Annotated in this window: 6 protein-coding genes; all 6 read left to right on the top strand. The window is 68.7% G+C overall.

Annotated features, from left to right (window positions below; genetic code table 11):
* The first annotated feature begins 271 nt into the window (after nucleotides 1-271).
* Genes IBX53_RS12470 through IBX53_RS12445 form a run of 6 tightly spaced genes read left to right on the top strand, consistent with a single transcriptional unit; the run spans nucleotide 272 to nucleotide 9,593 of the window.
* Nucleotides 272-985: a HipA domain-containing protein gene (locus IBX53_RS12470; RefSeq protein ID WP_290909699.1), complete on the top strand. Its 714-nt coding sequence runs from the start codon at nucleotides 272-274 to the stop codon at nucleotides 983-985.
* Nucleotides 982-1,287, top strand: coding sequence for a helix-turn-helix domain-containing protein (locus IBX53_RS12465; protein ID WP_290909697.1), 306 nt, complete (start codon nucleotides 982-984; stop codon nucleotides 1,285-1,287). The genes IBX53_RS12470 and IBX53_RS12465 overlap by 4 nt, the downstream gene beginning before the upstream one ends.
* Before the next feature lie 12 nt (nucleotides 1,288-1,299).
* Nucleotides 1,300-2,871 (top strand): TIGR02677 family protein, encoded by a 1,572-nt coding sequence (locus tag IBX53_RS12460; RefSeq protein ID WP_290909694.1) that lies wholly within the window; start codon nucleotides 1,300-1,302, stop codon nucleotides 2,869-2,871.
* Entirely contained in the window at nucleotides 2,859-4,157 is a 1,299-nt protein-coding gene (locus tag IBX53_RS12455; protein WP_290909692.1) for a TIGR02678 family protein, read from the top strand. Before IBX53_RS12460 ends, IBX53_RS12455 begins: the two co-directional genes overlap by 13 nt.
* 7 nt (nucleotides 4,158-4,164) lie before the next feature.
* Nucleotides 4,165-8,316 (top strand): TIGR02680 family protein, encoded by a 4,152-nt coding sequence (locus IBX53_RS12450; RefSeq protein ID WP_290909690.1) that lies wholly within the window; start codon nucleotides 4,165-4,167, stop codon nucleotides 8,314-8,316.
* 35 nt (nucleotides 8,317-8,351) lie between these two features.
* Nucleotides 8,352-9,593, top strand: a complete 1,242-nt coding sequence (locus IBX53_RS12445; RefSeq protein ID WP_290909688.1) for a TIGR02679 family protein — start codon at nucleotides 8,352-8,354, stop codon at nucleotides 9,591-9,593.
* Nucleotides 9,594-9,652: the final 59 nt, after the last annotated feature.

The following is a 9,652-nucleotide window of genomic DNA, read 5'->3' as shown; positions in this document are numbered from 1 at the left end:
AGCTCGCCGTGCTGGGCATCATCCTCAAGGACTCCCGCGAAGGCACCACCTGGGTCTTCGAGAAGCCCGAAGGCTGAGACATCCCCCTCGATCCACGGCGCCCAGACGCCCGGCCCGCCGCAAGGAGGGTCGGGCGTCTTGCCATGGGGGGCGGCAAAGCATGAGTAGTGTCATGCTCAAAAAATCTGAAATCTTCAAAAGTGTGCGCTATGCTACTCATATCGCATGTCGCATTGGAATTCTTGAGCAGTATGATGCGCAAGGAGGTGTCATGGACCTGACGCTGCAGATCCACTTCGATCAGGCCTGGCACGATGCGGCCATGCTGACATTGCCCGGACCCGATCGGAGGGTGAGGGGTGAGTCTCGACTGCGCTATCCCTCTCTCTGGCTGCCGCGCTTCGATATGCGCCATCACGACGGCGTCTGGACTCGCTACGGCCTGGAGTCCGTCTATTCACTGATGGGGGCGGCGCCCGGCACCTTCCTTCGCCACGGTGAGACGCTTCGCCGGTTACTGGGCCTGCTGCAGGCGCAGCATCGTGTCCGTGAGCTCGGCGAACCCTTCGAAGCGTCGGCTTTCGTCATCGAATGGGTGCGGCGCGATCTGCTCAACATCGCGTTTGGCAACTCCGACAATGATGGACGCAATACGGCGCTGCTGAAGCGCCCCGAGGGAATCTGGCTCTCACCGGTCTACGATTTCGCACCGATGCGGGCCGATCCCGAGGGAGTGACACGAACCACCCAGTGGGGCCCGCCGCTCGAGGCCGGGGGTGAATACGACTGGTACGCCATTGCGGAATCTCTGTCGGACCTCGTGGACCCCGAGCAGTTGATGGAGGCGCTCCGGCGGCTGGCCGCCGATCTCAATGGGCTGGATGAACGCCTGGCCGGGCGAGGCGTTCCCACTCGCATTCTGGATATGCCGTCGGTAGGCTTGCGCACGCTTGGTACCCGACTCAAGCGCTGGGGGCTGCTATGAAACCTCGCAATGTCGATGACCGAGAAGGGGCGCTGGTGGCGCTGCTCAAGCGTTTCTATTCCGGAGAGCTCAGTGACGGGCAGCTGCTGCGTGCGTTGCGGCGCGATGTGCTGGGGCTCTCCCAGACTCGCTATTCAGAACTGGTCGGCATCAGCCGGCGGACCCTGTCGGACCTGGAAGGCGACAAGGGCAACGTCACCTTGGAGGTGAAGAACCGCGTCTTCCGGCCTCTGGGGCTGGAGGTCAGTCTGCTACCGCGCAAGCGTTCCCTGCTGGCGCAGGCCCTGGAATCCACTGAGTAAACCGGAGCCCGCTTGGACTACACTCCCTTCAGCTATGTCACCGCCGAAAAGGCAGAGCTCTATCGCCGGGTGATGCGCGCCTTCGTGGAGGCGAAGTCGCATTTCCTGGTGCATCTGCGCCCGGAAGATATCCAGCAGCAGGTCGGCGAATCGGAGCTGGCCGGCGTGCAGTCGGCCCTGACCCAATTGGTGGCCTGGGGTAATCTGGATGCTGAACGCGACAATGCGCGGGTGACCAGCGTCGAGGACTACTATCGCGCCCTCTACGTCTATCAGATCACCCGTCAGGGCGAGGCCGTGGAGGCCGCCCTGGCCACCTTCGAACAGGAGGTGGGGCGGCGCGGTGCCCTGCAGAGCGTGGCGCTGGAGGATATCCGTACCCGCCTGCGCGCCCTGTTGACCCTGTCGCAGAGTGAGTCGCCCTCGGCCACCGAGAGTCAGCTGCTGCTGCGCGACCTGGCCGGGGTCTTCTCTGACCTAGCCGAGAATGCCCGTGCCTTCATGACCGGGCTGAACCGCACCCTGGAGGGGCAGGGCAGTGATGCCGACGCCTTCCTGCTCTACAAGGAGCGGGTGATCGGCTATATCGAGCGTTTTCTTGGCGACCTGACCACCGCCTCCGGTGAGATCGCCGAGCTGATTCGCGCCCTCGACGGCAGCGCCGGTAGTGCCGGTGATCGAGACGGCGGCGATGGCCAGGCCCCGGTGGCGCGGCTATTGCGCCAGGCTGCCGAGCGCGAGCTCCTCGACCTGGCGCCTGGAGAGTCGCCGGACGACGAGGAGCGAGCCCGGGCGTTCGCCGAGGCGTGGCGGCGCTGGCACGGCCACTGGGAGGGGCTGCGTGCCTGGTTCCTCGACCAGCCTGGGCGCCAGTCCCAGGCACGCCTGCTGCGCAGCAGTGCCCGCCATGCGGTAACCCAGCTGCTGGAGATGGTCGGCCGGCTCAACGAGCGGCGCATGGCGCGCAGCGACCGTTCCGCGGACTTTCGTACCCTGGCGCGCTGGTTCCTGGAGTGTGGCAGCGACGGCGACGCGCACCGCCTATGGCGGACCGCCTTCGGCCTGACACCGGCCCGCCATCTGGTGATCGATGCCGACACCGCCGAAGCTTGGCAGCAAACGCCGGTGCCGGCCAGTACGCCCTGGGCCCAGGCTCCTGGCATGCAGGTGCAGGCGCGGCTGCGTGCCACCGGTAGCTACCAGAAGCCCGGGGCACCTCCCAAGCTGCGCAGCCGCGCCCGGGAGCGGGAGCTGCTGGCACGTCAGCTGGCCGAGGAGGCCAGCGCGGCGCGAGCTGCGCGGCGTCAGCTGGTAGAGCAACGCGCCGAACGTCTTTCGGAGCTGGGCGAGTTGGATGACGGTGCCTTTCGCCTGCTGCTCAACCTGCTCGGTGACGCCCTGGCGGCGAGCCCCGGCGATGATACTGCTGTGACCACCACCACCGGCGACGGTAGCCTGCGCATCACCCTGGCACCGCTGGGGCCCGAGACCACCGCGACCCTGCGCACCGAGGCCGGCGTGCTTAGCGGCCGCGACTATCGCCTGGAGATCGTCGATCTGGAGGAGGACGCATGGAAGAACTGAGCGATGCCCTGACCCGCCAACGCCAGGAGGAGCAGCGCCGCGCCCTGCGTGCCCTGCTGTCCAGGCCGCTGATCCGCGGCGATGATAGTGCCTTCCCGCTGATTCGCCGCCATGCGGCCAGCCTGCGCGACTGGCTGGCCCGGGAGAGTGGCTGGCATCTGCAGAGCGAGCGTGATTTCGTGCGCCTGCACAAGCGCCCCGCCGATCTCGATGACCCCACTCGTCCGGCAACTGTCGGGCGGGGGACCCAGCGCAAGACCTTCAATCGCCGCCGCTATGCACTCTTGTGCCTGCTGCTGGCGGATCTCGAACGGGGCGATGCCCAGATCACTCTGGGGCGACTGGGAGAGGGGCTAGGACAGGCGGTCGTCGATCCGGCGTTGGCCGAGCGCGGCCTTGCCTTCACGCTGGACCATCAGGAGGCGCGGCGGGACCTGGTCGTGGTCGTGCGCTTGCTGATGGAACTCGGGGTGCTGCTGCGGGTGGCCGGCGACGAGGAGCAGTTCCTGCGCCGTGGCCTGGAGGGCGACGTGCTCTATGACGTGGATCGCCGGCTGCTGGCCGCCCTGCTGGTCACCGCCCGGGGCCCTTCCCTGGTGGCCTTGAACGGCGCCGATGCCGAGCTCGACCTGGACGCGCGCCTGTGCGCCCTGAGCGAGACCTTCGTGCCGGATACCCCCGACGGGCGCAACCGTGAGTTGCGCCACCGGCTGGCGCGACGGCTGCTGGATGACCCGGTGGTCTACCTTGAGTCCCTCGATGATGACGAGGCCGCCTACCTGTCCAATCAGCGCGGGCCGATGCTGCGTCGCCTGCAGCAGGCCACGGGACTGGTGGCCGAGGTGCGTGCCGAGGGACTGGCGCTGGTGGATCCCGAGGGTGAGCTCACCGATGAGAAGATGCCGGCGGAGGGCACCGAGGGCCACCTGGCGCTGCTGATGGCCGAACGGTTGGCCGAGAGCGGCCCTGCCGAAAGCGGCCCTGCCGAGAGTGGCTCCGAAGGGGTCACCCTGGAGGAGGCTGAAGCCTGGATCCTTCAATGGCAGACCGACTACCGTCGCTACTGGCGGAAGTCTGCCTGCGAGCCGAGTGCCGCCCAGGGTCTGGCTCGGCAGACGCTTGCTCGCCTGGCGGCGCTGGGCCTGGTACGGCGCCAGGTCCAGCGCGATGGGGGCCGCATCCTGCCGCTGCCGGCGCTGGGGCGCTTCCGGGTGCACGCACCGACGCTGCCCGAGGCTTCAGGCAACCTGCAACCCGACCTGGCCGAGTCTGTCACCGATGACTGAGCATTCCATGAGCGAGCTTCCCGACCCCCAGAGCACCCGCTGGCAGCCCCTGCGCTGCGGTCTGGTGGAGATCTTCTACTACGACGAGGAAGTCTTTCACTTCCACGACGGGCGGCTGCTGCTGCGCGGCAACAACGGTACCGGCAAGTCCAAGGTGATGGCGCTGACCCTGCCTTTTCTGCTCGACGGCCAGCTGCTCCCCTCCCGGGTGGAGCCCGATGGCGACAGCGCCAAGCGCATGGAGTGGAACCTGCTGGTAGGCGAGTACCAGGAACGCCTGGGCTACACCTGGCTGGAGTTCGGGCGCCAGGGAGACCTCGGACCCGAGACCTTCACCGTGGGCTGTGGTCTCAAGGCAGTAGCAGGACGGCCGGTGCGTTCCTGGTTCTTTACCACGCCTCAGCGTATCGGGCGTGATCTTTTCCTGATCGAGAGTGGGAGAAGCCTGAGCCGTGAGCGTCTCGGCCAGGCCCTGGGCAGCTTAGGACAGCTGTATGATCGCGCCGCGGACTACCGTCGTGCCATCGACGAGACGCTCTTTCATCTGGGGGAGCAGCGCTACGCGGCACTGCTCGACCTGCTGCTGCAGCTTCGACAGCCCCAGCTGGCCAAGAAGCCCGATCCCAATCGCCTATCGCAGGCCCTCAGTGACGCCCTGCCGCCGCTGGGTCGCGGCCTGATTGGCGAGGTGGCCGAGTCCTATCGCAGCCTGGATGTCTACCGCGAGGAGATTCAAGGGCTGGAGGAGACGGCTCACGCCGTAGAGGATTTTCTGGGCCACTACCGTCACTATGCCGGCATCGCGGTGCGCCGCCGGGCCGACTTCCTGACGGGCGCCCATGCCGAGTATGAAAAGGTGCGTTTGCAGCTGGGGCGGGATCGCGAGGCACATGGAGAAGCCCTGGGAAACCGAGAGGTGCTGAGTGAGTCCCGCGAGGTGCTCGCCGAGCAGCAGCGGGAACTGGCAGCGCGTCAGCGCACTCTGGAGGCCAGCGAGGCCATGCGCTCGGCGGAGGCGCTGCGCAACGCCGACGAGCTGGCCCGCCAGCGCCGCTCCCGGGCCGACCTGGAAAACCGGCGGCTGAAGCGAGAGTGCGAGAGTGACCGGCGCGCCGAAGACCGTTTCCTGGAGACTGAAGTCGCCCTGAAGAGCGGCGTTGCTACCCTGGAAGCGCGCCGCGAGGCAAGCGATGCCCTGGCCGATACGGTGGGGGTGGGCAGCGATCATCGTCGAGAAATCGCCGCGCGGTTATCCGTCGAGAGGGGCGAGCAGACGCCTTCAGATCCCCGGGAGGTGAATTCGTTGCAGCAGGCGCTGCGGGACCTGCAGCGTCGCCGCGAGGAGGGGGTGGCCCACCTCAACCGCCGTCTCGATGAGGTCGACAGGGCCGAGCGGGCCTACCACAGGGTGGAGGATGAGGCGCGCCGGGAGGAGGAGACCCTGGCGAGCCGCGAGGAGGAGTGGCAGGAGGCGATCGGTGCGCGGGCCGAGGCCGCCGAGGCCCTCCAGGCCGGCTGGCGTGATCACCTTGCCGCCCTGGAGGAGTTGACCCCCGAGGACCCCGAGGCGCTGCTTGCCGAGCTCGCCCCTTGGTGCGAACACCTGAGCAGCGACGACCCCGCCGAGGCAGGACTCTCAGCGGCGCGGGACGCTCGCCGCGAAGCGCTGGGCCAGCAGCGCCATACGCTGGCCGGCCGCCGCGAGGCGTTGGAGGGTGAGCGCGCCGAGCTGGAGGGGGAGCGTCAGCGTCTGGAAGCGGGGGAGTCGAGGGTGCCGCCCGTGCCCTATACCCGGAACGAGGAGAGCCGCGAAGGTCGCCCGGGGGCGCCGCTCTGGCAGCTGGTGGACTTTCAGGCCGGCCTGGCGCCCGCCCAGCATGCCGGGCTGGAGGCGGCCCTGGAGGCCTCGGGGCTGCTGGATGCTTGGCTGCTGCCGGACGGGGAGCTGCTTGCCTCCGATACCTGGGATACCCTGCTAACGCCACTTGCCGATGGGGCCACTCGGCCCGGGGAGAGCCTGGCCGCTGCCCTGTGCCCCGATCTGCCCGAAGATTCGCCGGTGGCCCGGGAGGTGGTCAAGAACCTGTTGGCCGGCATCGCTCTGGAAGACGCCGAGGCCTTCGCCTGGGTGAGTCTCGACGGTGCCTGGCAGCTGGGACCGCTCAGCGGGCAGTGGAGCAAGGACGAGGCGGTCTACATCGGTCATGCCGCGCGGGAAGCGGCACGTCAGCGCCGGCTGGCGGAGATTGCCCTGGTGTTGGAAGCTCTTGCCAAGGAGGCTGCCGAGATCGTCGCCGCGCTCGAGCATCTCGACGCCTGTCTCAATGCCGCTGAACAGGAGTGGCAGCGGCGCCCGAGTGCCCAGGCGCTGCGTGATGCCCACGCCGCCGAGGCGGCTGCCCGACGCGCTCGAGATACTCAAGCCGAGCGTCTTGAACAGGCCCGTGCGAGGCGCGAGGCGGCCAGGGAGGTACTGGAGGCCCAGCGCGGCGAGCTGTATCTTGCCGCCGAGGATCTGCGCCTGCCTGCCGAGCGCGAGCCCCTGGCCTGCCTTCAGGTCGCGCTCAACGACTATCGGCTTGCCATCAGCGAACTGGCGCAGGCGATCACGGCCTGGCAGCAGGCCAGGCGTCGCCATGAAGAGGCCAGCGAGGAGCGCCAGGCGGCCCGGGAGACGCTGGCCCAGGCCGTGGAGGAACAGGCCGAGGCCGAGGCGCAGGCCCGGGAGGCCGAGGTGCGTCGGGATACCCTGCGCGACACCATGGGCGCCGAGGTGCAGGAGCTGGAGCGCCAGCTGGCGGACCTCCAGGCGCGTAGCGAGGCGCTGACCCGAGAGCAGCGCGAGCTCGACACACGTTTCGAGTCCCTGCTTGGCGAGGCGGCGCGCCTGGCCGAGAAGGTGAGCCATGGTGAAGAGCGCCTGGCCGAACTGGATAAGCGCCGGGGCGAGCGGATCGCCGACTTCCGTGCCCTGGTAGAGGAGGGGCTGCTGCGCGTGGCCGCTCCGGAGCGCTTCATGGAGCAGGAGGCCCCGGGCTCCTGGGCGGCGGACCCCGCCGTGCGTCTGGCCCGGGCCGCCGCCCAGTCCACCGCGGGCATCAATGCCGATGACGAGCGCTGGCACGCCCACCAGGGGCGGCTTCACGAGCATATCAAGCTGCTTACCGATGTGCTCTCCCGCGGCGGTCACGACTGCGTCGCCGAAGCCCGCGACGACCTGCTGCTGGTGCGTATCGTCTTCCAGGGGCGGCGCCAGGATCCCGATGCCCTGAATCGCCAGCTCAACGACGAGATCGCTCAGCGTCAAGCGTTGCTCAATGCCCGGGAGCGGGAGCTGCTGGAAAACTACCTGATCGACGAGGTGGCAAGCCACATCCAGGAGCGCATCACCGATACCGAGCGCCACGTGCGCGAGATGAACGGCGAGCTGGAGCGTCGCCCCACCAGTACCGGCATGCGACTGCGTATCCGCTGGCAGCCGCTTGCCGAGGGACAGAGTGCCGGCGGTATGACGGCTCCGGCGGGGCTGGAGGATGTCTGCCAGCGGTTGCGGCGCCAGGCTCTGGACGCCTGGTCGGCGGAGGATCGCGAGGTGGTGGGGGACTTCCTGCGCCGGCGCATCGATGAGGCGCGGGCCACGGACGAGGGCGGCGCCCTGCAGGAGATCCTCGAGCGCGCCCTGGACTACCGCTTCTGGCATCGCTTCGTGGTGGAGCGCCATCAGAACGGCCAGTGGCGCCCCGCCTATGGCCCCGCCTCAGGCGGCGAGCGGGCCCTGGTGATCACCTTGCCGCTGTTTGCCGCCGCGGCCAGCCACTACGGCAGCGCGCATGAGCTCGCGCCGCGCCTGGTGATGCTCGATGAGGTGTTCGCGGGGATCGATGACGACGCCCGGGCCAAGAGCATGGGTCTGCTGGCCCAGTTCGATCTCGATGCCGTGATGACCTCGGAGCGGGAGTGGGGTTGCTACCCGGATGTACCGGGGCTGGCCATCGCCCAGCTGGTGCGCCGCGAGGGGGTCGATGCCATACACGTCACTCGCTGGAAATGGGACGGCAAGCGCCGGAGCAGGGACGAGGCACCCGTCAGCCAGGCACCTCGGGTGGTCGCGGCACCTGAGGAAACCTCAACGCTGGGCGGTATGGACAGTCTGTTCTGATGGTGAGCCTGAGCCCGAGGGATGAGGGGACTGAGATGTCACACATCACTGTGGATCTCCCCCGGCTGCAGCGACTACTGGGCGGGCCAGAGCTTGCCCGCCTGCGGCAGCGCCTGAGGGGTAAGTTGCTGCGAGGTGGTGGTGGCCGCCTGACCTTGAGCCAGGCCAGTCACAGCGAGCGCGCCGCCGTGGAGCGCCTGGTGGGGCGCCCCCCGCGTCAGGGCAAGTCCCTGAGCGTGGATCTCGGAGCGCTTTCCCATGCGCTGGCCCGGGCCGGCGTGTCGGGCGATCTGCGCGTTGCCCTTGAGGCGTTGGATGGCCCTCTGGTGGATGGCAGGGCCGAGCGTGAAGACGCTCGCCAGCGCTGGGACGCGCTGCTGGATGCCTGTCTCCCCGAGGCCGAGCGGCTGGGGGTGGGCGCCTGGCTGGAGGATCTGCGTCGTGGCGGCCAGCTCAAGCGCCTGGCCGCTGGCAGTGAAGCACAGGGCCGGCTTCTTCTGGACCAGGCCCTTGCCGTGCTGGCGCGGCTGCCGGCTCGGGGCATGACCATGAGCACCCTGGCCGCCGAGTGCCTGGGCGATGCCCATGCCCTGGATGCCGGACGGCCGGTCTCTGCCCTGGTGCGACGCGCCCTGGCCCGTCACTGGCGCGGCGGTGTGGCGCTGGCCAACCCCGATGAGCGCTCGACCTGGGCCCATGCCGAGGTGCTGCTGGGGGGCGATATCACCAGCGCCGTGCTGACCCTGCGCCTGCCGGTGCGGGGCGGAGACGGTCTGGAGATGGCGCTTGAGGGCTACCAGCGGCTTGCCGAGCCCACCTGGCTGACCCTTCGCCAGCTGCTGCGTCATCCCCCCGAGTGGGATGTCGAGGGTCGCGCTGTCTTTGTCTGCGAAAACCCCGCGGTGCTGGCCGAGGCCGCCGAGCGGCTGGGGACAGATGCCGCACCGCTGGTCGCCACCTGGGGGCGCCCCGGCGCCGCCGTGCTCACCCTGCTCGAACAGCTGGAGGCAGCCGGCGCCATGCTGCACTATCACGGCGACTTCGACTGGCCGGGCATCAGCATCGCCAACGCTCTGCTTTCGCGATTTTCCATGCGCCCATGGCGGATGGGAGGAGGGGACCTGGAGGCCTATTCCCATCTCGAGGGCAAGCCGCTGGAGGGCAGGCCCCTCGATGCGCTCTGGGACACTTGCCTGCGCGCCACCATGGAGCTGCGTGGCCAGGCGCTGCATGAGGAGCAGCTGATCGAGGTATTGCTGGGTGATCTCATTCTCTGAGGTAGGGCGGCAGCGGGATCTGTCGCGGCCAGTCGTCGGCGACCACGAACAGCCGCCGC

The sequence above is a fragment of the Halomonas sp. genome, assembly GCF_014859505.1.
In the GTDB taxonomy this organism is placed as follows: domain Bacteria; phylum Pseudomonadota; class Gammaproteobacteria; order Pseudomonadales; family Halomonadaceae; genus Halomonas.
The sequence above is the reverse complement of the archived record's forward strand: the minus strand, read 5'-3'. Positions and strand labels throughout refer to the sequence as shown.

Bases quoted from the DNA above. Each gene is read 5' to 3' on its own strand.
- IBX53_RS12470 (WP_290909699.1), top strand. From the start codon at position 272: ATGGACCTGACGCTGCAGATCCACTTCGATCAGGCCTGGCACGATGCG.
- IBX53_RS12465 (WP_290909697.1), top strand. From the start codon at position 982: ATGAAACCTCGCAATGTCGATGACCGAGAAGGGGCGCTGGTGGCGCTG.
- IBX53_RS12455 (WP_290909692.1), top strand. From the start codon at position 2,859: ATGGAAGAACTGAGCGATGCCCTGACCCGCCAACGCCAGGAGGAGCAG.
- IBX53_RS12450 (WP_290909690.1), top strand. From the start codon at position 4,165: ATGAGCGAGCTTCCCGACCCCCAGAGCACCCGCTGGCAGCCCCTGCGC.
- IBX53_RS12445 (WP_290909688.1), top strand. From the start codon at position 8,352: ATGTCACACATCACTGTGGATCTCCCCCGGCTGCAGCGACTACTGGGC.